General features: G+C 42.9%; 24 protein-coding genes. 3 read left to right on the top strand and 21 right to left on the bottom strand.

The genetic code is table 11. The annotated features are described in order from the left end of the window. The first annotated feature begins 450 nt into the window (after nucleotides 1-450). Nucleotides 451-1,206 (top strand): hypothetical protein, encoded by a 756-nt coding sequence (locus strainIA91_RS05225; RefSeq protein ID WP_400168074.1) that lies wholly within the window; start codon nucleotides 451-453, stop codon nucleotides 1,204-1,206. Beyond that, nucleotides 1,203-3,620 (top strand): TonB-dependent receptor domain-containing protein, encoded by a 2,418-nt coding sequence (locus strainIA91_RS05220; RefSeq protein ID WP_400168073.1) that lies wholly within the window; start codon nucleotides 1,203-1,205, stop codon nucleotides 3,618-3,620. The genes strainIA91_RS05225 and strainIA91_RS05220 overlap by 4 nt, the downstream gene beginning before the upstream one ends. A 75-nt stretch (nucleotides 3,621-3,695) precedes the next feature. On the opposite strand, the gene strainIA91_RS05215 is transcribed toward strainIA91_RS05220, so the two are convergent. The 3 genes from strainIA91_RS05215 to mutS form a co-directional block, all read right to left on the bottom strand. Continuing rightward, complete coding sequence (locus strainIA91_RS05215; RefSeq protein WP_400168072.1) at nucleotides 3,696-4,073, bottom strand: four helix bundle protein; 378 nt, start codon at nucleotides 4,071-4,073, stop codon at nucleotides 3,696-3,698. 224 nt (nucleotides 4,074-4,297) lie between these two features. Further along, nucleotides 4,298-5,356 carry a hypothetical protein gene (locus strainIA91_RS05210; RefSeq protein WP_400168071.1) on the bottom strand — a complete coding sequence of 353 codons (1,059 nt, stop codon included), beginning with the start codon at nucleotides 5,354-5,356 and terminating at the stop codon, nucleotides 4,298-4,300. Further along, complete coding sequence (mutS, locus tag strainIA91_RS05205) at nucleotides 5,334-7,931, bottom strand: DNA mismatch repair protein MutS (protein WP_400168070.1); 2,598 nt, start codon at nucleotides 7,929-7,931, stop codon at nucleotides 5,334-5,336. The genes strainIA91_RS05210 and mutS overlap by 23 nt, the downstream gene beginning before the upstream one ends. A 462-nt stretch (nucleotides 7,932-8,393) precedes the next feature. Here mutS and strainIA91_RS05200 point away from each other — a divergent pair, with 462 nt between their 5' ends. Next, nucleotides 8,394-9,056 (top strand): CpXC domain-containing protein, encoded by a 663-nt coding sequence (locus tag strainIA91_RS05200; RefSeq protein ID WP_400168069.1) that lies wholly within the window; start codon nucleotides 8,394-8,396, stop codon nucleotides 9,054-9,056. Here strainIA91_RS05200 and strainIA91_RS05195 read toward each other — a convergent pair. From strainIA91_RS05195 to strainIA91_RS05110, 18 genes are all read right to left on the bottom strand, one after another. Continuing rightward, the gene (locus strainIA91_RS05195) at nucleotides 9,053-9,295 is read right to left on the bottom strand and encodes a hypothetical protein (RefSeq protein ID WP_400168068.1); all 243 of its coding nucleotides are present in this window, start codon (nucleotides 9,293-9,295) and stop codon (nucleotides 9,053-9,055) included. The two genes, strainIA91_RS05200 and strainIA91_RS05195, sit on opposite strands and share 4 nt — an antisense overlap. A 551-nt stretch (nucleotides 9,296-9,846) precedes the next feature. After that, nucleotides 9,847-10,890 (bottom strand): LamG-like jellyroll fold domain-containing protein, encoded by a 1,044-nt coding sequence (locus strainIA91_RS05190; protein WP_400168067.1) that lies wholly within the window; start codon nucleotides 10,888-10,890, stop codon nucleotides 9,847-9,849. A gap of 1 nt (nucleotide 10,891) precedes the next feature. Next, nucleotides 10,892-11,392 (bottom strand): type II secretion system protein J, encoded by a 501-nt coding sequence (locus strainIA91_RS05185; protein WP_400168066.1) that lies wholly within the window; start codon nucleotides 11,390-11,392, stop codon nucleotides 10,892-10,894. Further along, nucleotides 11,392-11,745, bottom strand: coding sequence for a hypothetical protein (locus strainIA91_RS05180; protein ID WP_400168065.1), 354 nt, complete (start codon nucleotides 11,743-11,745; stop codon nucleotides 11,392-11,394). Before strainIA91_RS05180 ends, strainIA91_RS05185 begins: the two co-directional genes overlap by 1 nt. Before the next feature lie 384 nt (nucleotides 11,746-12,129). Continuing rightward, nucleotides 12,130-12,516 (bottom strand): hypothetical protein, encoded by a 387-nt coding sequence (locus strainIA91_RS05175; protein ID WP_400168064.1) that lies wholly within the window; start codon nucleotides 12,514-12,516, stop codon nucleotides 12,130-12,132. 469 nt (nucleotides 12,517-12,985) lie between these two features. Then, nucleotides 12,986-13,369, bottom strand: a complete 384-nt coding sequence (locus tag strainIA91_RS05170) for a GxxExxY protein (protein ID WP_400168063.1) — start codon at nucleotides 13,367-13,369, stop codon at nucleotides 12,986-12,988. A gap of 408 nt (nucleotides 13,370-13,777) precedes the next feature. Continuing rightward, entirely contained in the window at nucleotides 13,778-15,880 is a 2,103-nt protein-coding gene (locus strainIA91_RS05165) for a hypothetical protein (protein ID WP_400168062.1), read from the bottom strand. 7 nt (nucleotides 15,881-15,887) lie between these two features. Further along, complete coding sequence (locus strainIA91_RS05160; protein WP_400168061.1) at nucleotides 15,888-16,850, bottom strand: glycosyltransferase family 2 protein; 963 nt, start codon at nucleotides 16,848-16,850, stop codon at nucleotides 15,888-15,890. A gap of 14 nt (nucleotides 16,851-16,864) precedes the next feature. Next, nucleotides 16,865-17,845: a lysylphosphatidylglycerol synthase transmembrane domain-containing protein gene (locus tag strainIA91_RS05155; RefSeq protein WP_400168060.1), complete on the bottom strand. Its 981-nt coding sequence runs from the start codon at nucleotides 17,843-17,845 to the stop codon at nucleotides 16,865-16,867. After that, nucleotides 17,821-18,771 carry a hypothetical protein gene (locus tag strainIA91_RS05150; protein WP_400168059.1) on the bottom strand — a complete coding sequence of 317 codons (951 nt, stop codon included), beginning with the start codon at nucleotides 18,769-18,771 and terminating at the stop codon, nucleotides 17,821-17,823. The genes strainIA91_RS05155 and strainIA91_RS05150 overlap by 25 nt, the downstream gene beginning before the upstream one ends. Then, a complete protein-coding gene (locus strainIA91_RS05145) occupies nucleotides 18,761-19,081 on the bottom strand; it encodes a glycosyltransferase (protein WP_400168058.1) in 321 nt (106 codons plus the stop codon). The genes strainIA91_RS05150 and strainIA91_RS05145 overlap by 11 nt, the downstream gene beginning before the upstream one ends. Further along, nucleotides 19,068-20,168 (bottom strand): glycosyltransferase, encoded by a 1,101-nt coding sequence (locus tag strainIA91_RS05140; RefSeq protein WP_400168057.1) that lies wholly within the window; start codon nucleotides 20,166-20,168, stop codon nucleotides 19,068-19,070. Before strainIA91_RS05140 ends, strainIA91_RS05145 begins: the two co-directional genes overlap by 14 nt. 117 nt (nucleotides 20,169-20,285) lie before the next feature. Next, nucleotides 20,286-20,636, bottom strand: a complete 351-nt coding sequence (locus strainIA91_RS05135) for a type II secretion system protein (protein ID WP_400168056.1) — start codon at nucleotides 20,634-20,636, stop codon at nucleotides 20,286-20,288. Between the two features lie 138 nt (nucleotides 20,637-20,774). Beyond that, nucleotides 20,775-21,989: a type II secretion system F family protein gene (locus tag strainIA91_RS05130; RefSeq protein WP_400168055.1), complete on the bottom strand. Its 1,215-nt coding sequence runs from the start codon at nucleotides 21,987-21,989 to the stop codon at nucleotides 20,775-20,777. Continuing rightward, nucleotides 21,989-22,381: a type IV pilin protein gene (locus strainIA91_RS05125; protein WP_400168054.1), complete on the bottom strand. Its 393-nt coding sequence runs from the start codon at nucleotides 22,379-22,381 to the stop codon at nucleotides 21,989-21,991. Before strainIA91_RS05125 ends, strainIA91_RS05130 begins: the two co-directional genes overlap by 1 nt. Further along, complete coding sequence (locus tag strainIA91_RS05120; protein ID WP_400168053.1) at nucleotides 22,359-24,053, bottom strand: GspE/PulE family protein; 1,695 nt, start codon at nucleotides 24,051-24,053, stop codon at nucleotides 22,359-22,361. The genes strainIA91_RS05125 and strainIA91_RS05120 overlap by 23 nt, the downstream gene beginning before the upstream one ends. A gap of 13 nt (nucleotides 24,054-24,066) precedes the next feature. Further along, nucleotides 24,067-24,846, bottom strand: coding sequence for a prepilin peptidase (locus strainIA91_RS05115; RefSeq protein WP_400168052.1), 780 nt, complete (start codon nucleotides 24,844-24,846; stop codon nucleotides 24,067-24,069). Further along, the gene (locus strainIA91_RS05110; RefSeq protein ID WP_400168051.1) at nucleotides 24,843-25,214 is read right to left on the bottom strand and encodes a response regulator transcription factor; all 372 of its coding nucleotides are present in this window, start codon (nucleotides 25,212-25,214) and stop codon (nucleotides 24,843-24,845) included. The genes strainIA91_RS05115 and strainIA91_RS05110 overlap by 4 nt, the downstream gene beginning before the upstream one ends. Between the last annotated feature and the right edge of the window lie 74 nt (nucleotides 25,215-25,288).

The following is a 25,288-nucleotide window of genomic DNA, read 5'->3' as shown; positions in this document are numbered from 1 at the left end:
GCTCTATTTATAATCTACAGATATTCCGGGAATTTCCTGAAAAAAACTTACCTGGTTATCATCAAATGGTAATTTAAATTCTCAAAATTTCTGAGATAAATGTTCTTCATATGACCAACAGCTACACGAACACACTCATTTATATTATTTATAATATATTCTTGCATTTCATAAACTTTGGCGATATTTTATCCCCGGGGGGGCTTAATAATAGAATTTTTCATATATTATCATCATCTACTTTTGCATATTTTTACTATTTACTGTTACTGATGCACTTCTTGGAAGAAAGGAGTATGAAGATACGAGGAGACGAGGGGAAATTGGACAAGAAAATAAGGTTATGATGATACAGCTTCATGAACCCATGAACAGTGAACTCAGTAAACACTCAACATAAAGTAACATTTCTCATAAATATTTATCATATGTCCAAAATTCGGAGTTCGCATGAAAAAAAGGTTGTTACTTCTCCTCATAAGTTTCATTCTAACCGCATGCAGCGGATTGAGTGAAAATAAAGATGCCAAAAAAAATGTCGAGATTTTCCAGATTAATCCTGCAGGTGAGGGTCAAACGTACACCCTTCATTTCGTCCCCGGTAAAGCCCACAATCACCCTACCTTTGCCATCTGGCTTGAAACTGCGGAAGGGGATTTCATTCAGACTCTTTATGTTACCCAATCCCTGGCAACTGGTTGGTTTGGTCACGGTCAATTGGATGCAGGCCGATGGAAAGATGAACCCGGAATTTCTATCCGCAGGGCAACCCTCCCCTACTGGCTGCATAAAAGCGGCATTCTGAAAAATGGTGAGGGTGATATGCCTGTCCCGGAAAACCCTGCCGCAGATGGATTTACAGGTGCCACTCCCCGGGGAGAATTTTATTTGACGCTGAAAAGTGATATTAAACCTGAACTTCCCTACCGGTTTATGCTGGAAATCAATCAAACCTGGGACTGGAACCCATACTGGCATAACAATAAATATCCGGATGATTTTGATTATAAAAGCTCCAGCCAGCCGGCTCTGGTCTATTCGGTGATGATTGATTCACACGATCCCTCGGAGCTGTACTATCTGAATCCCATCGGTCACAGCCATTACGGCGGGAAAAACGGCAAATTATACACAGACCTCAGTACCCTGACGACTGCTTTGGATATCATTCGTGAGGTAAGTGTCCGGATGGGAGATGGATCATGAAAAAATTTATACCACTCCTGATCCTGGCCGTTTCCCTGTATGGACAATCAACCGTGATCCGTGGACGGGTATTTCAGGCCGTGAGCAACGAACCGATTGCCTTCGCCAATGTGGTAGTTCTGGATACAGATTATGGTGCGGCCACAGATTTAGATGGGAATTTTGTCATTTATGGTCTTGAACCGGGCTTTTATCGACTTATGGCTTCTTTTATCGGCTTTAAAACCACCTATTCGGAAGAATTCCAGGTGAATTTCGCCCGTCCGGCATATATTGAACTCCCCATGGAAATTCAGGCTCTGGAATTTGAACAGATTCAGGTCCGTCCCAGTGTGTTTCCCAAGACGGAAGAAGCTCCCCTATCACTACGGACCATTGGCGTTGGTGATATCGAGAACAATCCCGGGGCAAACCGTGATCTGTCCAAAATCATACAGTCATTCCCGGGTGTTGCATCCACGGCAGCCTTCCGGAATGATGTAATCGTCCGGGGCGGGGGACCCAATGAGAGCCGTTTTTATCTGGACGGTGTGGAAATTCCCAATCTGAACCATTTTGCCACACAGGGAGCTTCGGGCGGACCGGTTGGGATCATCAATCCGGACTTTATTCAGTCTGTGGACTATTACGCCGGTGCTTTTCCCACCAACCGGGGTAATGCCCTGAGCGGGGTATTCAATTTCAGTCAAAAAGAGGGCAACCGGGAAAAACTCACCGGCAGGGCTGTCGTGGGAGCTTCGGACCTGGCCCTGACCCTGGACGGACCTCTCAACGAAAAGACATCCTTCATCTTTTCCGCCCGACGCTCTTACCTTGAATTTCTCTTTGGTATCATCGGACTCCCCTTCCTCCCTACCTATAACGATTTCCAGTTCAAAACCAAAATAAACTTTGATGCCAAAAACTCTTTGACAATCATCGGCCTTGGGGCAATCGACCAGTTTGAACTGAATCTGGACATTGAAAATCCCGATGAAGAACAACAGTACATTTTGAACAATATTCCGGTAAATGAGCAATGGAATTATACCCTGGGAGCCGTTTATACCCATTTCCATAAAAACAATTCCTTCAGCAATTGGGTATTCAGCCGGAATATGCTCCGGAATACTTCCTACAAATACCTGAACAACGATGAATCCCTTCCATCCAATAAAATCCTGGATTACAGCTCGGATGAAAGTGAAAACAAATTTCGCTATGAACGGATTACCCGACGGAATGGGCAGCGCTTTACCTGGGGAGGAAATCTGGAACTTGCCCGGTATGATAACGAGACGTACCGGAAAGATTTTCTCAATAACCAGCTTTTTGAACTGAGCTACAATACAGAGGTGTATCTGTGGATATATGGTGTATTCGGCCAGTACAGCCGGAATTTTTTCAATGAAAGACTGACGGCATCCATAGGTCTGCGCATGGATGGAAATAACTATTCATCGGCCATGTCCAATCCTTTGGAACAGTTTTCACCGCGCCTTTCCCTCTCCTATTCCCTGTCCGACCGCCTGAATCTGAATTTCAACACAGGTCGATATTATCAGCGCCCACCCTATACGTCTTTTGGATATAAGGACAATACAGGTACTTTGGTAAATCAGGAAACGGGAATGAGTTACATCACGTCCGACCATCTGATCGGGGGTATTGAATACCGCCTGAACCCACAATCCCAGTTTACTGTTGAGTCTTTCTATAAAACATACAACAATTATCCTGTTTCCATCCGGGATTCCATCAGTCTGGCCAATAAAGGGGCGGATTTTGGGGTGATCGGCGATGAGGCCGTCCGCTCGGATGGCGAAGGCCGCGCTTACGGGGCAGAATTCCTCTTTCGATACAAACCGGATAATTCACTGAATATCAATATCTCCTATACACTGGTCCGGAGTGAATTTGTGAATCAGTTTGATGAATACACACCTTCCGCCTGGGACAGCAAACATTTGTTGAATATGACAGTCATCCGTTCATTTGGTAATGGCTGGCAGATCGGCGGGAAATGGCGATATGTGGGCGGACTCCCGACAACTCCCTATGATCTGGAAAAATCGGCCATCGTCACTGCCTGGCAGACCCGGGAACAGCCTTTTCTGGATTACTCACGCTTTAACCAGGCACGATTAAAACCCTTCCATCAACTGGATTTGCGGGTGGATAAACGGATTTACCTGCGCAACTGGACCCTTATGCTCTATCTGGATATCCAAAATGTTTATAATTACCAGGCTCAACTGTCAGATATCGTCCTCCCCGAAACTGATGATAATGGCAACCGCATCATCGTCACAGGAGAAGATGGCATAGACCGGTATCAGTTGAAAACAATTGAAAACACAACGGGGACGGTTTTGCCGTCTATTGGAATTATGATTGACTTTGTAGAGTGGAGAGTGGAGAGTGATGAGTGGTAGCGGCAGGACACGTCCTGCCGCTGAGTACAAGTTATGAGTGGAGAGTTTGATTGAGTGCGTTAGATACGTTTTTCGTTATTGACTATCTTTTAGGGTGGAATGATTGAGGCGGTTTTTTGATGTGAGAATGATGGATCTTAAGATTTTTATAATTTCATGACAGGGATATTCCAGGTTTGATATGATTTCATGATTGTAATCTGTCCGTTTTAATATTTGAATCCAATAGAAGGCTTCATTGGCTTCTTTCAAAGCAAGAGTCATTTTATGAATAAAGTCTTTCCGGGATGAAGCATTCAGAGCCTCTGATACATTGGCTCCAATAGATGTTCCGGCTCTTTTAAGCTGACGGGATATATCGTATTCATGTTTTTCCTGATTTAAAAATTGGGATGCCCTGACAACATTCACCGAGAAATCCAGGGTTTTTTCTGCAATGATACTTTTAGCCATGAAAAAAAGTAATACAATTCATGCACACAAACAAAATAATATTAAACATCATATATTAGCAGATAACGATAAAATGCCTTTTTTACGATACAAACGTTTTCCCAATCATCAAGTATCGCCAATACATAAAAAACTACTCAGGTCCACAAAACCAAACTCAAAACTCCCAACTCAGACTCAGCGGCAGGACACGTCCTGCCGCTACTACTCATCACTCTTAACTCTCAACTCTCCTCAAGCAAAAACTTCGGATCAAAGGATATCGCCACCAGGTGACTGTTCCCCAGGAGTTCATGACTGTGCATGCGAAATGCATATTCAAGGGTCAGGGGTTTCAGTGAAATGGCTGTAAAGAGGGAAAATACATTTCGGGAATCGTAGGCTGTGCCCAGGGAGAGAAGGTTTCGGTAATCCATAAGCAGTCCGGGACGGAAAGTCAGATTGCCCAGGCCCCCAAGGTTCACCCCTTCATCCCGATTGTATCCTGGTGTAAAACGAAGTGTAAGCCCGGGTTTCATTCCAAAGGGGCCAAATTCCAGGGGCAGGCTCCAGGCACTTTCCAGATACGGGGCGTAAAGTTGTACCGAGCCGTCAGAAAAGGCTGTTACACCTGTGGGAAGCTGTCTGAGGGCATACAAGCTGTGAAGCTTATCCCCCTTTTTATAGGCATGAAGATCAAAGGACAGGCCAAAACCATCCTCCGCGATAAGATTCATCATGATGGTTTGGATTGTCACTCCCGTTTCAAATCCACCGATTTTCCGTAAAGAAGTCCCCAGGGCAAGGGTGGTAATGCCTGATGAGTGATAGGAAACCTGATCATAATCCAGCCGTTCGCCTGGATCCAGCAGACCGTTTCCCTCACCGTCATCGCCCGTACCCGGCATCCCGTCATGTCCCCAATCCAACAGGGCATTGCGTGTATCGGGAATATGATCCACACCCACACGGGATATCATGAATGCAGCCGGTTTATCCTGAAAAAGGGTGAATGTATAAGCTCCGCTGGATGCCGTAACCAGCTGATGATACAGCAAAGCATGAAAAAGAAACAGATGATGCCCGTTATCCGGCTCCAATGCCAGGGGATTGTACCGGACATTGTCACTTCCCTGATGATAGAGTCCCCACAGCTGTCCAAACACACTGCCTCCCGGTCCACCGGTGAGTTCCAGATGGTCATTTCCATAAGAGCGGAAAGGGGATTTTCCAGAGACAGAACTTACAATAAAAAGCAAGCCGGCCAGGACGAATAAGATTTTAGAGTTTTTTCTTGAGTTCATTGAGTTTTTGCAGTGCTTCCAGGGGTGTCATTTCTTCAATTTTGATGGTTTTAACTTCTTTAAGGACCTCATGTTCCTCTGCTTCGAAAATACTGAGTTGAACAGCCTGTTCTGTGCCTTTGATGGAGGGTTTCACCATTTTCTGACCATCCGGGAGTATATGGTCACTTCCTGATAGCCCATGGAGTATATCTTTCGCCCGGTTCACCACCTCAAGGGGAATTCCTGCCATCTGGGCTACATGAATCCCGTAGGATTTATCGGCACCACCAGGGATAATTTTCCGGAGGAAGACCACCTGATCCCCGTATTCCCGGACCGCCACATTGTAATTTTTCAGCCGCTCCAGAATTTGTTCCAACTCTGTTAATTCATGATAATGCGTTGCAAAAAGGGTACGGGCCGCCACATCTGAAGAATTATGGAGATATTCCACCACCGCCCAGGCGATGGACAGGCCGTCATACGTGCTGGTCCCCCGGCCGATTTCATCCAGAAGGATAAGACTCCGTTTTGTCGCCGTATTGAGGATATTGGCCGTTTCGATCATTTCCGTGAGGAAGGTGCTTTCGCCAAAAGCCAGGTTATCACTGGCACCCACCCGGGTAAAGATTTTATCCACCCGGCCGATACGGGCACTGACGGCAGGTACATAGGATCCGATATGGGCCATGAGGACGATCAAACCGATTTGCCGGAGATAGGTGGATTTACCGGCCATATTGGGACCAGTAATAATGAGGATTTGATCGCTTTCCGTGTCCGTGTATACATCATTGGGGATAAATGATTCTCCCGGCGGGAGCAAAGATTGTACCACCGGATGTGTGCCCCCTTTAATCTCAAGGGATGTCTCTTCGGTCACTTCAGGACGGACCCATTGGTGACGGGTTGCCAGTTCGGCAAAACAAGCCAGCACATCCAGCTCTGCCACAATCCGGGCATTGGTCTGTATTAATTCGATGGATTGAGTCAGCTCATCGGTGAATTCTTTGAACAGGCGGGATTCCAATTCCAGGAGTTTTTCCTCTGCTGTGAGAATTTTCTCCTCGTATTCTTTCAATTCCGGGGTAATATACCGTTCCGAATTGACCAGGGTCTGCTTTCGGATATAATCCCCGGGGACCTTTCCGGTATGGGCTTTGGTAATTTCGATATAGTATCCGAAAACCCGGTTATAACTTACTTTCAGACTGGGTATCCCCAGGCGCTCCCGTTCCGTATTCTGAAGATTCAGGAGGAAATCCTTCCCGTGATAAGCGATGTCCCGGAGAGATTTCAAATCCTCATGCCAGGAGTTTTTAAACACATAACCGTCGGAAATCTGCACCGGTGGATTTTCTTCAAAGGCATCCCGGATTTTTTCTGCTACGGCCTGTAAATCTCCGGGATTACTCAGGGAAAAATCCAAATGGTTTTGCATCAGTTGACCCAGAGCCAGACAGTGTACCATCCCTTTTCCATACTGGACTATCTCCCGGGGATTGATTTTACCTGAACTTAATCGGGCAGTTAACCGCTCCATATCGGGTATTTCCCGGAGGATGGTCTGAATATCCTCCAGAAGCTTGGGCTGATCCAGAAAGAGGGAGACATAATTCAGGCGCCGTTCAATGGCCTTAATATCCTGCAGAGGTTGTAACAACCAGTTTCTTAACAGACGGGCTCCCATAGATGTGCTGGTCTGATCCAGGACATGAATCAGGGTCCCCTCTCCCGTTTCACCGGACAGGCGTCTGAAAACCTCCAGATTCCGGATGGTATACTGATCCAGTCCCATATACTCATTCAGGTGGATCCGCCGGACCGATGTAATGTGAGCCAGTTGACGCTGAAAATTCTCTTTGATATAATGGAGGACCGCTCCGATAACCCGGATTTCAACACTTCCCTCCTCCAGGCTGAGTCCCTTCAGGGAATGGGTGCGAAAATGGCCGTTGATCTGTTCCCGGCCGTATACCGTATCGAAAATCCAGTCCGGAAGAGGTGTTTTGAGTCCACCATAATGGGGAATAAAGGATTTAATTATCTCCTGCTGCTCATCACTGTAAAGGAGTTCTGACGGTGGACGGGCATTAAAATAGTCCCGGATTTTCTTTTTGGAATCCTTCAGGAAAAAGAAATCCCCGGTGGAAATATCGGACAAGGCCAAAACACCGCTGTGATCCCCCAGCCACAAGGCGCCCAGGAAATTATTTTCACCACTCTGGAGAAACTTATCATTTACCGCCGTACCCGGTGTTACAATCTCCGTAATATCCCGTTTTACCAGTCCTTTGGCCAGTTTCGGATCTTCCAGTTGTTCGCAGATGGCCACCTTAAGTCCGGCTTTCAGTAATTTATGGAGATAGGCGTCCAGGGCATGGTGTGGAAAACCGGCCAGGGGCGTATCTGCTGCTTTTCCGTTGCTCCGTTTGGTGAGTGTAATTCCCAAAACCCGGCTGGCGATTTTGGCATCGTTCTCAAAGGTCTCATAAAAATCCCCCATGCGAAAAAGCACCACCTTATCCGTGTGTTTGGCCTTCACGGCTTTATACTGGCGCATCAGGGGTGTGAGTTTTTCCTTATCCGACATAGATTGAAATGTACAATTGAAAATTGAGAATTGGAAATGGGAATGAGGGTATGAAGAATGAAGAATGATGAATGATGAATGATGAATTGAATGATGAATGATGAATTGAATGATGAATGATGAGTTGAATGATGAATGATGAGTTAGGTTTCGTGAGAAAAGAATCGATTTTTTATAATTAACGATACTTTTTTTCCAATTCCCTTGAATATCGAACGCAATGATATATTTGAATCGTGGAACGCCGAAGGCGATTGAATGCGGAGCGCAGCGAAGTGCCAATCCCCCAATCAAATCAATCAAACCAATCTAATCAATCTGCGCCAACTGACGACTGCCGACTGTCCACTGTCGACTAAATTATCAATTCTCAATTTTCCATTCCCAATTCTCCATTCCCAATTCCCCCGTGACTTCTCCCCTTCAGTATTGTAAATTCCCAAAAAACAATGAGGGGGTTTGATGAGCAGCTCACATGAGGAAAGGATTACGTGCCCAACCTGCGGACACCAGCAGCCGTTTGAAGTATGGGACAGTCTGAACGCATCCAAAAATCCGGAACTGAAAGAGAAGTTAATGCATGGTGACTTAACCACCATGGTCTGTGAAGCATGTCAGGCAGCGGTTTTTGTCAAATTCGATATGATTTACCACGATCTGGATGAAAAAATGATGATTCTCCTCCGATATCCCGATGAAAACGGCGACGTGCCGGAATTTGATCCCGAATCGTTGGGACTGGTGAAAGCCATGGGCGATGATTATATCCTCCGGTCCGTCTATAATTTCCCCGATTTCCTGGAAAAAATCCGCATCATCGACGATGGTTTTGATGATGTGACCCTGGAAATCCTCAAATATATGTTCCGTGTCTCCAACCATCTGGAACCTGATGAGATGATCCTCTACGAAGGGACTAAAGACAGCAAGGAAGGCGACGAACAAATTGTTTTAATCCGTCCTATGGGATCGGAATACATGGCATATCACTATCCGGTGGACCAGTTGAGTGTCCTGGATGAAACCCGCCAACTTATCAACATGAGTGAATTTAAGGAAAATGATGTCTGGCTCCGGGTGGACCAGGAGACGATCGCCGAACAGCTCTCTTTAAGTGCAGATTAAAAACCTGTCTGCCATGAATGAATGATAAATGATAAATGATGAATGATGAATTGAATGATGAATGATGAATTGAATGATGAATGATGAATTGGGTTTCGTGAAAGAGACATGATTTGCATAAAAAGCGATATTTTATCAATATCTTTTAGAACATCGAGCGCAGTGAGGGATTCAATCACCGCTTTGCGGTGTTCAATAGCTGCTATGCGGTATTCCAACGCCTGACGGCGTTCAAACACTGCTGCGCAGTTTTATCAGAAGTTGGAAGCTGGAAGATGTAGGGACAGACTGCGGCCTGTCTGAAGTTGGCGTCGCTTCGCTCCTGGGGTTTAAGTCGAAAGTCAAAAGTCAAAAGTCGAAAGTCAGTAGCGAGGAAAGCTATGAACTTTTTCAGCCCCTCCGTCCATTGACGTTCCCAACCAATTTCGTCAGGCATTACATGAAACAAGTAGAACAATCAATCCAATCAAACCAATCATCCCAATCTAATCAATCCCCCGTGATATACGGTAAACCGGGTCCCATTTTACAGGACTCGTCCCTCGCTACTCGTACCTCGCTACTGTCTTTCGACTGCCGACTGCCGACTGAAAAAGTGACGCGTAACCCGTAACGCGTGACAAGGGGTCCAATCATCCAATCCTCCAATCGAATCCCCTGTGAAATACGCTGCACTCATTTCACGGGGCAGGCAATCCAATCAATCTATTCAATCGAATCAATCCCCTACAGACTGCCGACTGACGACTGCCGACTGACGACTGTCCACTGCCAACTAACGACTCAACATTCAAAACTCACTCACAGTTAAAATCTGGGTAATAAGACTTCCTGCAGAGCCACTGACATCAGGATTAGCATAATATATTTCTGAGACATCTTCTTCAGTAAGGGTTTCTTGATAAACACCAACTGAGCTAATACTTCCAGAGAAATAGTCTCCACCACCAGGACTCCAGGATCCGATAGAGACATAAACGACATCTCCGGTAACAGGATTTCCTGGTGCCCTTTGTGTCAAATCTGCATATTCAGTATCATCCACAAAAATCCTGCAAGATATGGTATTACCATTTCGTACGGCCGTTCCGGTTACCAAATGCCATTCTCCGTCATTGACGTCTGAATTATCAGCAACAAATACAACATCCCTGTATCTCAAGGCAACCTTTGCTACAACATCACCAGAAACGGTTCCACCTTCCAAAAAGAGGGCATAAGTCTTATCTTCATCCTGGTAAAGGCTTGCAATAACCATTACATTATCAGGATCATCCCACAATGGATTCAGCCGAATCCAGGCGGATATGGTGAAGGGATCATCGTTTCCTGCTTCAATGATGCTTTCTCCTGCAGTATCGGCTACAACTGGTACTTCCGTCCCATCAAATTCTCCAGAAATATCTCCGCTGCCTTCCCAATCTGTCAGATCCATTGCAAGATTGGCACCCTCAAAGGGAACCGGCTCAATATTAACATAATAATAATCCATTTGAATATTCCGGGTGTATTTTCCTATACTTCCCACAGAGCGGAGACGAAAGGTTGTATCAGTTAAGGCTGTATTGGTAATGGTAAACTGCCCGTCACCAAAGGAAACGGTTTCATTCACAATCGTATCTGTCACAGCCAATTCATTCAGGGCATATTCAATCCCTGCATCGGCGATATAATACGCCTTGTGTCCGTTCAGAAATCCGGCGGCACTGAGTCCGCCCGAGGAGCTGATATAGAGCAAAAAGGTCCCCATAATCCCGAAAAGGATCACCACCACCAGCGCCACCGCCGTCAGGGCGACACCGGGATAGGCTTTTATTTTTTGATGCATTTTCATTTTATAACCCCCTCCTGTTTTCAAGCAAGATATGCTGATTCAGGGTATATGTTTCACTGCCGGAGACCAGGTTCAGGGTCACCAGCACCGATTTAATGCTGTCAGGTATCGTTTCAACGGTCATGGAAGCATCATAATAGGTAAATCCGGACCCGGTGGCATTTAAATTTTCTGACGGAACCAGTGTCCGGGCAGTCCCGCCGTTCAGTTGCCGTTGTAATTGTCCCGATGTAATTTCGTATCGAACCGTATTGCTGCCGGAGGTCACAAATTCAAACGCCTGGGCTGAGGCCGTATTGATAGTCGCCGCCTGCCGTATTTCCAATACCAAACGGTCATCCACCTGGCGGATCAGGCTTGTGAGCTGATTCCGGGCGGTGATATGGGCGTAGATATCCGCCATATTTCCAATGATCTGATAGGTCAGGGAACCTACGACAACCGCAATCACCATGGCCGCCAGCATTTCAATGAGCGTAAATCCTTTGGGATGACTTTTCATCAGTACACAATCCCGGGTCTTTGATAGTATAATGATGTAATTGTGACCGTATCCGTCTCCGGACTGGCTGCCTGGACCACAATGCGTTTCATGGTGGTAGGACCCGCTACTTCTGTGACAAGGTCTGTGGTTGGATCCACATAGTAGACATAGGAGGTCACGGTGATGGATCCGTGGGTTGTGGTTACCTCATCCCAGGTATCGATGCCGTCAAAGGTATCGCTCCGGATGGTTTCCATACGGTGGACCGCCAGTTGGGACGCCTGGGTGAGAAGGTCGCCCTTCATGGAAAAATCACCGGCATTCCGGAAAACCAGGACCAGGACCACAAAGGAGATGGCTACGATCACCACGAAGGAGACCACTTCAATGAGGGAGAAGCCAGCCCGCTGAGAGTGCTGAGATGCAGTCGGTTTTATTTCCTCCCGCAGAGGCCGCAGAGGCGCGGAGATATCTTTTTTACCTCCCGAGGAGGGCGCAGAGATGCGGACGTTTTTATTATTACGCTGAGGGTGCGGAGAAGACGAGGAGCAAGGTGCGAGGGGCGGGGTGTGAGGGACGAGAGAGCGCAGGAGCGCGGCGACGCCAACTCCTAACTTCCAACTTCCAACTTCCAACTTCCAACTTCTATAATATTGCCGAACTAGCTCAAATATTTGAAACGAATGCAGTGCGCCCCCAATTCTTTCCCATGGTTTCTTTACATGATTTATCATAAATAAATATACGATAAGTTTCTATTGGATATCAAGTGTTCCCGTCTCTGCTTCCACCGTTATCACCCTTGAGCCGTTCAGGGTGATGCTCCCCCCTCCTACCGGTGTCCCGAAGGGTGTAAAGGCCAGGTGATTGGAAGCCGGGGCGGTAAATGAAACGGCTGAAAGGGTTAATCCATCCAGGGATCCCTGTCCCAACTGGACCTGAAAGTTTTCCTGGGTCACGGGATTGGTCAGGATGGTCCCCGAGGGATAGTGCCGGTAGAGCGTATAGCGGTTATTGGCCACATCAAAGGAAATCCAGCACGTATCCCGGGTGGCTTCCGCCTCTTCCCGGCAATAGCGGATATCGTCGGCTACCTGTCCTAAGGCTGTAGAGACTTTCACGGAGGAGTAGCCGGAGAACATATTGGGCAGGACCACAACGGCCAGGATGGCGGTGATGATAACGATAGCGACGATCTCGATAAGCGTGAAGCCTCTGTTTAATGAATGATGAATGATGAATGATGAATGATGAATTGAATGATGAATTGATGAATTTGATTTCGGATAATAAATGTCTTTTCCAGTGGTGATGCGGAGGTTTTTTTTTGCCTCCCGCAGAGGGCGCGGAGAAGTAGAGAGATTTTTTTTTACCTCCCGCTGAGAACGCGGAGACGCGGAGAAATTCTTTAAATATTCTGCTGAGGACGCAGAGTCGCTGAGATTCTTTTTATTCTCCTGCAGAGCTCGCTGAGAGTGAAAGTGCCTGCCCCGTGACATAAGCGTAGCATATTTCACAGGGGAGGAAGAATTGTTTTTTAATAATTTATTCATAATATTTCATTATAGATCATGGCACAATGTAACATAATTGTCTCATTATTTTAAAGAATTAATCATCCAGACCGTTGACGCATCGGACAATGCCGTTTTTCAACAAAGGTGTATTGAAATTAAAAATATATCCTAATTTCAAACGGGTCAGTTTAAGGTATGTTTGTACTTGTTTTTTGTGGACATCCTGAATTTTTTCAACGGATTTAAGTTCCAGGAGGACTTTATTTTCAATTAAAATATCCGCCCGGAATCCAATATCCATAATTTCACGTTTATATTTTACCGGGATATTGACCTGTGCTTTTACAGAAAGACCCTGTTGAATCAACTCATAGAGCAGAGCTTTCTGATACACAGATTCCAGCAAACCGGGGCCCAATTCCCGGTGAACCGCAATCGCAGAAGCAATGGCAAGTGTCCCGATCTCATTTTCCGTCATATACCATCCCCCCGATATACAATTTCTATTATTATTGATACATATTAAGGATAATAATTCTTTAAATCAAATCCAAGGATAAACTCAATTATCTCCGCGGCTCCGCGCACTCAGCCATCTATTCTAACCTATCCCTCTGCGACCTCAGCGCCCTCCGCGTGAATAATTAAAACCCTCTGCATCTCTGCGCCCTCCGCGTGAATAATTAAAACCCTCTGCATCTCTGCGCCCTCCGCGGGAATAATTAAAAATCCCTCTGCGTTCTCAGAATCTCTGCGGGACTAAATATAAATACCCTCTGCATTCTCAGAATCTCTGCGGGATTAAATATAAATACTCTCTGCACCTCAGCATCTCAGCGGGAGGTTATAAAAAAATCTCCGCGTCTCTGCATCTCAGCGGGAGGCATCACTCCTCCCCCACACTCAGCGTACTCTCAGGGATCTCCCCCTTCTCCCCCTCTTTCTCCGTCAAAATCTCATAATACCGCCACTCATTCTTCGCACTCTCCTCATGTCCCATCCGCTCATAGCACATAGCCCTGTATTTTACAAATTCCGGATCCCCCGTGAGTTTAAAGGCCGATGTGTAATCCATGGCGGCGTAAAGATAATTTCCTACATTGAAGAATATTGCTGCCCGTAAATGATAAAACTCCGGCCGGTTATCCAGTTCCAGGGCATCCATGATATAATTCAGGGCTGTTTTATAATCCTTTTCAACAGTAAATTTACGGCTAAGATTAAAAAGTAATAATGATTTAATTTTATTATTTTCTATTTTTTCTATCATATTATTAATATTTTTATTTGTATTGGTTATGTTATGATAATAAGTATAATAATTTTTTAGATCGTTATTAATTATTCCAACACTATCTGCATAATTAATAAGATTATCACTTACGTTTTGTAAGTCTACAATTTCTGATGCTTTTATCAATACATTTATATTACTACTTTTTACATTATTAATATTTATATCTAGTAAATATTCTTTTACCTTTGTTTTAAAATCACGATCGATATAATAATTTAATATGTGATTAATAAGTTCTGGTTTTTTTTGATTAATATTAAGTTTATTTGCACTATTATAATCACCTATCGTTAAATAAATTTTATATAGATTTAATAAAGGAGCTTCATAACTTGAATTAATATTTAAAGTATTTTTATATATAATATATGATTTTAAATAATCGTTTTGTATTGATAAATATGTGGCATAATTATTTTTAGTTCTTGCCTTGTTTGGTGATAACAAAAAAGATTCATACCATAACAATTTTTTTGACTCCCATATTCTATTCCTTTCATATGTCATATACAATAATGATGTTGTTATTAATAATATTATAATTGTTAATTTTTTCCTTACTTTTATAAAAACTACTAAAAATGAAGCCAATAAAATTCCTACAAAAGGTAAATACAAACGATGTTCAAAAATCACATTGGGAATGGGAATAATGGATGATTCCACAGCCGATGCGATAAAATACCACAGGACCCCTATGGAGAAAACCGGATATTTTTTTCGATAGCGAATTGCAAGGATGAAAAGTGTTAAAAGAAACAACCCACTCAGAATGACTTTCCACTCGAAGAGACTTTCACTGATGGGATAATCATAGTCCAGATGCTGGTTGACGGGTAAAAAGATGAGCCGTAAATAGGTCATGTGGACCCGCAACTGGGTTAAAAAGTAATTATAGGGAGTCAATGTGTAGGTGTGTCCTTGTTGCGGAGGTATTGTTTTAAAAATCCTGGAAAAATCCAGTTTATAAACCAGCGGGAGAATAAGCAAAAATGACAGAAAAATCACACCGATGATGATGGCTTTCTTCTGATGCTTCTTTAAAAACGATCCGATATCTTCATACAGGATCCACTCCAGCATGAGAATCATGATGGGAAAGGTAAAGACAATTTGTTTGGTAAAGAGTCCCAAAAGTCCGGACAGGCCGGATAGGACAAACCAAATCCAGGCAAATTTTTTCTTTGATAAGAGACTCCTCCCTTTCAGAAAACAATTCACAGCCAACAGATAAAACAAAGTTGCCAGGGAGGCCATGCGCTGGACGATATAGGTCACGGCCTGGGTCTGGACGGGGTGAACGGCAAAAAGGAGTCCCGTGGAAAACGCCACGAAGAGAATCTCCGGATCTTGCAACGAAATCCGTTTTTGCTCCTTCAAGCGGTTCAATATCTGGAGTACCAGCCAAAAGACTAAAAGCGCATTGATAATATGGATGATCAGATTCACCAGGTGATAGCCCCACACATCCAGTTCGTGAAAATGGTAGTTCAGGGCAAAAGTCAACTGGGCCACAGGCCGCTGGGGAAACGAGTTGAAAACCCGGTTTAAATCCGACAGATCCCGGATTCCAGGGTTATTTTGTATAGCATGACTATCATCAAATTGAAAAGGAACATCAAATGAATTCCAGTAGGCAATGGTTGTCACGATAATGATAATCAGGCAATAGAAGGTTTTATTGACTTTCATAATCCTCTCATGTTTTATCAAGTATATCGGGTTCCAAATGACGGTTTTCTTCCATGTCAAACCACATGGCAAAGAGGAGGAACTGGACGCCCAGGATGGTGAGCATCATCCAGGCCAGAAAATTCACCTTGGGAATGGTTCCGGCGGTGATCCAGTAATAGACAAAGCGGACCAGAAGGGGAATCGATAAAATATTGAGTAAAATACCCATGAAATAGAAGAGAACCAGGGGGTGAAAATTCCGAATCATGTACTTTTTAAAAAGACGGGTAAAAAACATGCGGATTAACATGAAGGGAATGGTAAAAATAATTTTTCGAATCTTCAGTCCGGACGTCTCCCCCACATTATAAACCGGTTTTACAGGCACATCCACAACACGCATATTATGGATATTCAGGCGGACCAGCAGATCGTTAGGCTGGCCGTAGCGTTTGTACATCTTATCCCAGTCAATAGCATGTAGGGCTTTTTTATTAATGGCTATATAGCCGGACTGGGAGTCCGCCACGTGCCAGTAGCCACTGGCAATTTTTGTAAGGAAGGAGAGAAAGGCATTGCCCCAAAACCGGATTTTGGGAATCATTTTGTAGGCTTCTCCGGTAAAGAGCCTGTTTCCCTTGGAATAATCTGCTGTTCCATCACAGACCGGATCGAGAAGTGCCGGAAGATCATCCGGATCCATCTGACCGTCACCGGCCATTACCACAGCAATATCAACATCATGATTACAAACCCACTTATATCCTGTAGAAATCGCCGCACCTACCCCTAAATTCTTCTTATGTTCAATGAGAATGATTCTATGATCGTGTATGGACGTAATCTTTTCTATCGTATTATCTTTGCTGAAATCATCTACTACTACAACATGATCAATATAGTTGGGAATTGTTTTTATTACTCGACTGATCTGCTTTGCTTCGTTGTAACAAGGAATTACTACTGCAATACTATTACTTTTATACATGGTTTTTCTCAATATTAATGTTTCGTGAATTTCATGTTATGTTCCTTTTGATCTTGATGTAAAATATTTAAATGCGAAATAAATCCAAACAAAAAGACAACACACATGGACACAACCCTGTCTAAAGCTGCAGCCATAAAAGCTCCCGGTAAAGAAATTCCAAATAAGTTTGACAATAGCCCAACAATTCCTTCTCTTATCCCGATATTTCCGGGCGTTATGGATAAAATAGTAGAAAAAGTTACTAAAGATTGTACGACTAATAAATGAATAAAGCTGACTGAAATATCTAGAAGAATAAAAGAGATATATAGTCGAAGTGTAAGAAATAATACTAAAATTATTTGTACTAAAGAAATTTTAACAATTACTTTTGGATTTTTTTTAAAGAGAGATAAACCAACATAAATTTTTATTAACGCTTTTATAACTTTATTTCTATGATTTTGACTTTGTATTGTTTTTATTTTGTTCAACAAAAAAAATAGTACTATTAAAGTCAGAAAAAGAAACAGTGATAAAAAATACAACTTACAATACCACATGTGAAGAAATAATAACAGAATATTTAGAGTAAGAAGTGCAATAAGAGAGGAAACAAAGATTCCAATAAAGTAAAGACCGCCAAGTAAACTGAGGTATTTAGAATAATCAAGACCATATCTCTTTTTTAAAAGGTAAGCCCGGGCAAAGCTGCCACCCCGTATTGGTATAAAATAATTATACATGCTATTTAAAGAACTTAATTTGAAGCTTTCAATATAACTGATAGGGATATTAAATAATTTCAGAGAAATATTGAACTCTAATGATGTAGGTAAATAAGCGAGAATAGATGATAATAATAATAATAATACGCCAAATATGTTGATATCTTTTAAAGATAAAATAGTTTCTTTATTTTTTAATATTAAATAAATAATAGGAACTAGTATAGTAATGCTTAAGAAATATTTTAAAACTAGGAATATTATCTGTTTATTTTTTCTATCCACTCACTTTCTTCTCCATATCCATATTTAGTCATTAACTCGTGACAATGTTTATTAAGTGTTTTTGCTAAATAATCATCCCAAGAATGCCACTGCGGAAAATGACTATTTTTTGTTTGATGAATTTTCTTATCAGTTATTATATTTTTATTATTAATATTATATATTTTATTTGGATACTCAGATATGAAAATCAGCATATTTTTAAAAGCAACTCCATTAGGATTAAAAATATCCTCATACCTTACTACTTCAATATTTTGATCATTTTTAGCTTCAGAAAGCATGATAGAATAGAGACTATTATACATCCAACAAAGTTTTTCAAATTTTGAATACTCTTTCCAATCCATAGAATAATTCATATCCTGAGTCATTTCCGGGTTAAGTCGCTCCAACTTTAGAAAAGATAATTTTTGAACAAAATCTTTTTTTCCATAAATATTTTGCCAATTTATAGTTGATCTAATCCATTCTCTTGGATCTCTTATTATTATTATTATTTTATAATATTTATATAACTTTTGAATTCCTGGAATAACTCCATACCATCCAGAATACGATTCAATAATTAAATTACTATTAATTTTTTTATAGAATTTTTCTCTATGATTAATCAACTGTGTTACAAGTTGATTTATATTGATTTTTCGTGAGATATAATTCTGTGATAAATTTCGAATACCCGTTTTATTGAGAAACTTCCCAATAATCATCTGATAAATACCAAATTGGTAAATTTTATTAATAATATTTTTAAAGTCATCATTTAGAACATCTGGTTCGTGTACTGAATAAGAATTCTCAATAATTTCTGATAATTTATCACCTAAGAATTTCGTACCAGTTCTTCCTGCTGAAATGATAAACACAAAGTTTTTTTCATTAAAAATATCAGGTTTACTATGGTCTTTAATATTATTCTTCAATATGTTTATCCCAACTATGACTTCTTGTAATATTATTATAATAATCATTGTATTTTTTAGCAATTGAATCCCATGAATACCTTTTAACTACATCTTCCAAGCCTCTTTCAATAAGTTTTTTTCTGAAATATGTGTTTTCGACAATGTTTATAACCGCATTAGCTATCGCTTTAGGATTCTTCTCATCTACTAATATTCCATTATTTTCCTTTCTTTTTCTTTTCTGCAATTTAATGCTTAACTCCGTGTTCACAAAAATATAGAAAGACCAGTCATCTTTGGAATAATATCGAATATCAGTGTTTTTCATTGTTTAAAATTCCAAATTTCCTAAGGTCATTTTCCATCAATTGTCTTATATCTGGGTACTTTATTTGAATATTCTTTATATTTTTTTTTATCCACATTAGTTGATTGACAAGTGCATTGACTGTATTATCTACCATAAACAATCCAGAAAGTACTCCAAGTTCTTGAATTGCCCTTGAGTTTTGGGTAACAATGACTTTTCGTAAAGCCATATAATCAAAAATTTTGAAAGGTATGACAGATTTCGCTTTATCACTATCACCAAAAATACCCAGGCATATATCACATTCTGAAAGTATTTCCATACTATCATGATAATTTAATCTACCATAAAAGTTAATGTACTGATTATGATGTTTTGGGGAGTTTCTTTCTGCCCATTCATTATCCGGATCATCCCCGATGATATGAAAGATAAAGTCTTTTTCTCTTAACAATGAAGCAACTGCTAATATCTTTTCGATTCCATGTAAAGGTATTATTGAACCAACCCAGCCTACATTCATCTTATTATTATTTGTTTTTTTATTAATTTCTTTTTTTAAAGGGTTCAAGAGAAAATAAGATCCTACAAATACACGATAAATATTTTTTTTCTCTAAATCAAATATGCTTCGATATCTATCAATATTTACATTAGTATCAACCATCACCTTATTACCTTTTTTCAATAGCCATTTATCAGTCATAAAAAGTAATTTAGCTCTAAGTGTAGTTCTTTGTATAATTTTTCGATCTAAAATAACCGTGTCATAAGATGAAAGAAAAAAATCGATAATAACCTTATTCAAATATTTATATCCAAATATCCTAACAATAAGAAAATCCAAATAAGCAGGATATCCAATAATAATCACATCATAATCATCAAGTTTCCTAATAAATTTTATAAGTTTATTAATATATCCAATACTATTTATTATTATCTTGAGTGGCTTTTTTATATACTGTAATTTATTCTTTGTGTTTTTCCAATGATTCGATTCCAACACATGGACAATACAATACTGTTTTATTAAAGTATTTATAATGCACAGACGTAAATTATTTTCACATGATGAGTAATTTAGGATTATTATTTTCTTCATAAACAAGCTTAATTAATTCTATTAACAGAAGCTCTAATATTTTACAATTTCTAAGTTTATAAAAAAAAGCTCCAAAAGGAGCTTTTTTTTTAATTAATTAAGTAACATTATTAATTATCATTGCCATTGTGATAAAGTGTACCCATCAGTTGAAGAAGTATAGACTAACTTTGAACCATCATACGCAAATGCTGTTCCACTTGCCAAAGTTAAGTCTTCGGGCCAATCACTTAAAATCTCGCTTAATGAACTAAAACTTGCAGGTACAGTAGGAGAGACATTACTTGCCATATTGCTTGCAATTTTTAGATTTATAGCACTAGTAATTTGTGCTCTAATTGCTTGCTTATTTGCCGCTCTTGCTTCAGCTTGTACATCAACAAACCTCGGCACCGCAACCGCCGCCAAAATACCGAGCAGGACGATGACCGTCACCAGCTCAATCAATGTAAAACCTCTGTGTTTCATGATATCTCCCTTCAATTTTTTACCCTTTTAATGTTTCATTTAATATTCGTTTATTTGTAAACCAAATGCAAGAAAAAAACATGTATTTATCTCATTTTTTTTCATATTGCCCAAATGTGATATAAATCACACCTTTCCTTACATGATGGAAGACATGTTCCACATGGGCAAGAAAATACCCAGGGCGAAGATAAGGAGAAAGCCGGTGATGATCATGACCATGATGGGCTCGATGAGGCTGGAGAGTTTTTTAATGGAATAATCCACGTCCCGGTCGTACTGCTTGGCAATGCTGCCCATCATCTCTTCCAGGCTCCCGCTCTGTTCACCAATGTCAATCATCTGGATGACCAGCTTGGAAAAAAACTTGCTCTTTCTCAGTGATTCGGCAATGGCATTTCCCCGGATCACGTCTTTCCGGGCTTCCAGGATGTCCCGGGTTAAGGCCGCGTTTCCCGTGGTTTCCGCCACAACTTTCATGGCATCTACTATTTGTATCCCGCTCTGGCTCAGGGTCCGCAACATGTGGGCAAAACGGGATAAAGACGATTTGGAGATCAAATCCCCAAAGACCGGCGCTTTCATTTTAAATCCATCCCACCATAAACGGCCGCTTTCCGTGTTGATATATCGTTTGAATCCAAAGATGATCCCTGCCACGATGGCCCCCAGCAACCACCAGTAATTCCTCATGAAATCAGAGGTGGCGATCATGATCCGGGTGGGTAAGGGCAATTCGGCGCCCATCTGATTGAACATGCCCATGAAAGCCGGGATGATAAAGACCATGGCTCCGACAAAGGCCAGGATGAGCACTACAAGGACGATCATGGGATAGCGCATGGCCGATTTGACTTCCTGCTTAACTTTGATATCGGATTCTATCAAATTGCTCAGCCGGTTCAAAACCGTGTCCATTACCCCTGCCTCTTCTCCGGCATGGATCATGTTGACATACAGGTTGTCAAAAACCTTGGGGTGTTTCTGCATGGCCACAGAAAGGGAGTACCCTGAATTCACATCCCCGATAATTTCATATAAGATGCCTTTGAATTTTTCGTTGGAGACCTGGGAATGGATGGCTTCCAGACTGGTCACCAGAGGGACACCGGCCTTGAGCATGGTGGCCAGCTGATCGGTAAAAAGACTCACATCTTCCGGTTTCACCTTTTCACCGAATTTTGTCCCGCCTTTGGTTCCCCCGCCGGCACCGTCTTTCACTTCCTTGATGGATAACACCATGTATCCCTGGCTTTCCAGCATGGAGAGCATCTCGTTCTTACCCGGTCCCTCCCCCGTTTCGGTGCGGGGTACCCCGTTTTTTCCCAAAATTTTGTATTCAAAGGTTGGCATTATTGAAAAGCTCCTGTGCCTGAGTTATAGGTATAGCTGTTTCCCGCCGGTCCGGTGTAGGTACTGCCGCTCTTGGTCCAGTTGTCCGTGACCGGCTGGGTGAGGACGTTGGTAAAAAAGGGATTGGAGGAGGATGCCGCCCCGTCCGATGCCCCATCCAGCGCGGCAGGATACAGAGGCGTGGTACCCCGGGTGACAGCCCGGTTGTAATGGCTCTCGATCCCGGCCCTCACCAGGGCTACGATGGTTTCCTCCGCTTCCTGCTTTCCTGTATTGCCGGTATCAAAGAAACGGGGAACAGCCACTGCCGCCAAAATCCCCAAAAGAATGATCACCAGCACGATCTCCATAAGGGTGAATCCCCGGAGATCAGACCATGGATGTAATTTCAAGGACTTCTTCAATAGATACAATTCCTTCCGTTGCCAGTTTGATTCCCTGCTGCATCAGTCGCACCATCCCCTTTTTAACGGCATAGTTCCGCAATTGATCCAGAGAAGCTTCATTGATAATCATTTCCGAGAGTTTTTCGTCGTTGGTCAAAAGTTCAAAGAGTCCCAAACGACCCAGATAGCCTGTATTCCGGCACTGAATACATCCCACGGGTTTGTAAAAATCATACTCTTTGTCCGGATCCAGGTTCAGGCGCTCAAAGAGGTGTTTCGGCGGTACAAAGGATTCCTTGCAATGCGGGCACAGTTTTCGTACCAGCCGCTGGGCCAATACCGCCCGGATGGTGGATGCAATGAGATAGGGTTCCACTCCCATATCGATGAGCCGGGTGACGGCTGAGGGGGCATCGTTGGTATGGAGGGTGCTCAACACCAAATGGCCTGTGAGGGCGGAACGGACTGCCAGCTCCACCGTTTCCTGGTCCCGAAGCTCACCAATCATGATAATGTCCGGATCCTGCCGGAGGATGGTCCGCAGTGAGGATGAAAAGGTGACTCCGATTTTTGGATTGACCTGTCCCTGGTTGATGTTATCCAGTTCGTATTCGATGGGATCTTCCACCGTAATAATGTTTTTGGAAACCGTATTCAGGGTTGTCAGTGTGGAATAGAGGGTGGTTGTTTTACCACTCCCGGTCGGACCCGTCACCAGGATAATCCCGTTGGGCATGCGGATCAGGTCCAGCCACTGCTGAAGCATCTCCCGGCTGAATCCCATATCCTTCAGATCAATCTGGTTCTTTTCCTTATCCAGAAGCCGCATCACGATTTTTTCACCGAAGTAGGTGGGATAGGTGGATACACGAAGACTCACCCGTTTATTATCTTTTTTAAAGCGGATCCGGCCGTCCTGGGGTTTCCGGTTTTCCGAAATGTCCATATTACACATGACTTTCAGACGGGAAGCCACCGATGCCTGGAAGGTTTTGGGCAGGGTATAATTCTCAAAGAGGGTCCCATCCACCCGGAAACGGATCCGTACGTCTTTTTCCCGGGGTTCAAAGTGGATGTCACTCACACCCATGTCTATGGCCTGCACAAGCATGGTGTTTACCGCTTCGATGACCTTGGAATTGCCGACATTTTCCTCATCCTTGGCTTCCTGGCGCTGCCGTTCGATCTCTTCAATTTCATATTCAATATTTTCTTCGGAAAGCCCTTCCATCTTTTTGGACTTGCCGTAATAGACCTCCACCGCGTATTCAATATCCGCTTCGGTGGCCAAAACCAGGTCCAGATCCATCCCCGTATGTTTGCTGACGGTATCGATGCTTTCCACATTCAGGGGGTCGGCGGTGGCAACGCTCAGCTGGTCTCCGATTTTAAAAAGGGGCACGATCTGGTATTTCCGGGCCATTTCTTCCGGGACCAGACGGATAATCTCTTTATCAATGGTTAAATCGTCCAGTTTGACAAAGGGAATATCCATCTGTTCCGCCAGAAACTGGGTCAGATCCAGATCGCTGATATATCCCAGTTCGATGAGGGCTTTTCCAAAGTATACACCGTTTTCACTCTGATATCTCAGGGCTTCATTCAACTGCTCCTGGGTAATTCTCCGGTTATCCAACAAAAGTTGTCCCAGGGGTTTTTTCATTTTGATGGCTGGCATGTGTTACTCCTGATTAAATCCAAACATAGGTCATATATAATTCAATTAAAAAGTGTCCAAAAAAGAGGGACAGAATGGCGCCGATAGCCATAAAGGGGCCAAAGGGTACCTGCACACCGGCCCGGACCCGTTTCAAAGCCATAAGGATCAGCAGAATCACAGCGGCAGAGAAAAAGGTCAGGAAAAGCATCATCAGGGAGAGCTTCCATCCCAGGAAGAGACCAATCACGATACCCAGCAACACGTCGCCGGAACCCATGCTCTCTTTTTTAAAAAGGGCTTTCCCCAGGATTCCTGCCAGAAAAAGGAAGCCGGAGATAATCGCCGCCCCGATGAGGGATGAAATCCACCGGTCATCCCAGAAGACAATCAGTCCGGAAATGGCCATAATCACACCGGCGGTAATAAAAGACCGGGGGATGATAAGATGATCCAGATCCACAAAAGCGGTAATAATCAGGATGAACATGAGGGACATATACCAGACGGCTTCAATGGATGGGCCAAATTTCCAGTAGACGGCTACGAACAAAAAAGCGGTGAGGAATTCCACCAGGGGATAGCGCAGGCTGATGGCTGATTTGCAATGACGGCATGTGCCACCCAGAATCAGGTAGCTCAGGATGGGAATATTGTCGTACCAGGGTATTTGATACCCGCAGGAAACGCAGGTGGACCGGGGTTTGATGATGGATTTCTCCCGGGGTACGCGGTAAATCACCACATTGGCAAAACTCCCCAGGGCCAGTCCACCCAGGGCGGATAAAAGCAGTCCCATCCAGGCAATGTTCATTTCGGCAGTAACTCCTTGATTTTTTTCAGCATATCCACCGTGGTAAAAGGTTTTGTAAGGTAGGCATCGGCTCCTACGGTTTTGGCGGTATGAAAATCTTTCTGGGCGCTCTTGGCGGAGAGGATGATCACAGGAATGTTTTTATATTTTTTATCGAATTTGATCATATTGCAGACCTTGAAACCATCCATCTTGGGGAGCATAATATCCAAAAGGACCAAATCCGGGTTAAGGGATTTCACCTTTTGCAGCCCTTCCAGTCCGTCCGAAGCCGTTTCCACCCTGAACCCGATGGATTCCAGCCTGAGCTTGATCGCCCGAAGCATATCCGGCTCATCTTCAATGATCAGTATTGTGTATTCCATCATAATCTTCTATCCTTCTCTTCAAAACCCTGAACTGTACTCCAGTGCTCATTCATCATTCATCATTCATCATTCAT

This window comes from Candidatus Neomarinimicrobiota bacterium (assembly GCA_041154365.1).
In the GTDB taxonomy this organism is placed as follows: domain Bacteria; phylum Fidelibacterota; class Fidelibacteria; order Fidelibacterales; family Fidelibacteraceae; genus Fidelibacter; species Fidelibacter multiformis.
Note: the sequence above shows the minus strand (reverse complement) of the source record. Positions and strands in the feature narration are given on the sequence as shown.

Bases quoted from the DNA above. Each gene is read 5' to 3' on its own strand.
- strainIA91_RS05220 (WP_400168073.1), top strand. From the start codon at position 1,203: ATGAAAAAATTTATACCACTCCTGATCCTGGCCGTTTCCCTGTATGGA.
- strainIA91_RS05225 (WP_400168074.1), top strand. From the start codon at position 451: ATGAAAAAAAGGTTGTTACTTCTCCTCATAAGTTTCATTCTAACCGCA.
- strainIA91_RS05135 (WP_400168056.1), bottom strand. From the start codon at position 20,636: ATGAAACACAGAGGTTTTACATTGATTGAGCTGGTGACGGTCATCGTC.
- strainIA91_RS05145 (WP_400168058.1), bottom strand. From the start codon at position 19,081: ATGAAAAACACTGATATTCGATATTATTCCAAAGATGACTGGTCTTTC.
- strainIA91_RS05200 (WP_400168069.1), top strand. From the start codon at position 8,394: ATGAGCAGCTCACATGAGGAAAGGATTACGTGCCCAACCTGCGGACAC.
- strainIA91_RS05175 (WP_400168064.1), bottom strand. From the start codon at position 12,516: ATGTTCTCCGGCTACTCCTCCGTGAAAGTCTCTACAGCCTTAGGACAG.
- strainIA91_RS05140 (WP_400168057.1), bottom strand. From the start codon at position 20,168: ATGAAGAAAATAATAATCCTAAATTACTCATCATGTGAAAATAATTTA.
- strainIA91_RS05215 (WP_400168072.1), bottom strand. From the start codon at position 4,073: ATGGCTAAAAGTATCATTGCAGAAAAAACCCTGGATTTCTCGGTGAAT.
- strainIA91_RS05110 (WP_400168051.1), bottom strand. From the start codon at position 25,214: ATGATGGAATACACAATACTGATCATTGAAGATGAGCCGGATATGCTT.
- strainIA91_RS05170 (WP_400168063.1), bottom strand. From the start codon at position 13,369: ATGACGGAAAATGAGATCGGGACACTTGCCATTGCTTCTGCGATTGCG.
- strainIA91_RS05185 (WP_400168066.1), bottom strand. From the start codon at position 11,392: ATGAAAAGTCATCCCAAAGGATTTACGCTCATTGAAATGCTGGCGGCC.
- mutS (WP_400168070.1), bottom strand. From the start codon at position 7,931: ATGTCGGATAAGGAAAAACTCACACCCCTGATGCGCCAGTATAAAGCC.
- strainIA91_RS05160 (WP_400168061.1), bottom strand. From the start codon at position 16,850: ATGTATAAAAGTAATAGTATTGCAGTAGTAATTCCTTGTTACAACGAA.
- strainIA91_RS05115 (WP_400168052.1), bottom strand. From the start codon at position 24,846: ATGAACATTGCCTGGATGGGACTGCTTTTATCCGCCCTGGGTGGACTG.
- strainIA91_RS05210 (WP_400168071.1), bottom strand. From the start codon at position 5,356: ATGAACTCAAGAAAAAACTCTAAAATCTTATTCGTCCTGGCCGGCTTG.
- strainIA91_RS05120 (WP_400168053.1), bottom strand. From the start codon at position 24,053: ATGCCAGCCATCAAAATGAAAAAACCCCTGGGACAACTTTTGTTGGAT.
- strainIA91_RS05190 (WP_400168067.1), bottom strand. From the start codon at position 10,890: ATGAAAATGCATCAAAAAATAAAAGCCTATCCCGGTGTCGCCCTGACG.
- strainIA91_RS05130 (WP_400168055.1), bottom strand. From the start codon at position 21,989: ATGCCAACCTTTGAATACAAAATTTTGGGAAAAAACGGGGTACCCCGC.
- strainIA91_RS05165 (WP_400168062.1), bottom strand. From the start codon at position 15,880: ATGAAAGTCAATAAAACCTTCTATTGCCTGATTATCATTATCGTGACA.